Source organism: Rhizobium sp. SVR5-2C (assembly GCF_056755115.1).
This window is the reverse complement of the sequence record NZ_JBNDHT010000559.1, coordinates 1-239: the sequence shown is the minus strand read 5'-3', so window position 1 is coordinate 239 and position 239 is coordinate 1. Positions and strand designations below refer to the sequence as shown.

Here is a 239-nt window from a genome sequence, read left to right as displayed (position 1 = left end):
GGTGTCGTCTCAGCGTATCGGGTCCTGGTGAGTGGGTTCAGGCCGAGTAGGATATCGATGCCGTGACGGCATTGTCCGGTAGCGGTCCGGTCTATGTGTTCTATCTCGTCGAGTGTATGGCAGAAGCGGGCCGTAAACTTGGCCTGCCGGCGGACCTCGCCCTGCGCCTTGCACTGGAAGCTATCGCGGGAGCTGGTGAACTCCTACGCCAATCACCCGATGCGGCTCCAAGACTCCGC

General features: G+C 61.5%; 1 pseudogene. It reads left to right on the top strand.

The features are described from left to right. A pseudogene (locus ACPYOI_RS36890) lies at positions 1–239 on the top strand (pyrroline-5-carboxylate reductase dimerization domain-containing protein); the annotation flags it as partial.